At 66.2% G+C, this 260-nt stretch carries 1 protein-coding gene; it reads left to right on the top strand.

The window, feature by feature from the left end; genetic code table 11:
* Positions 1-260 (top strand): MFS transporter (locus ACYPXD_RS06410; protein ID WP_459708743.1); only part of this gene is annotated, 260 nt, incomplete at both ends.

Genomic DNA, 260 nt, shown 5'->3' with positions numbered 1-260 from the left:
CTCTCGGTGGGCGGCGAGTACGGCACGAGCGCCACGTACATGAGCGAAGTCGCGCTGCAGGGCCGGCGCGGCTTTTTCGCGTCGTTCCAGTACGTGACGCTGATCGGCGGGCAGTTGTGCGCGCTGCTCGTGCTCGTCATCCTGCAACAGACGCTCACCACCGATGAACTCAAGGCATGGGGCTGGCGCGTGCCGTTCGTGGTCGGCGCGGTGGCCGCGCTGGTTGCGCTGTATCTGCGCAAGTCGCTCGATGAAACGTC

Source organism: Paraburkholderia sp. 2C, assembly GCF_054589215.1.
The sequence above is the reverse complement of the archived record's forward strand: the minus strand, read 5'-3'. Positions and strand labels throughout refer to the sequence as shown.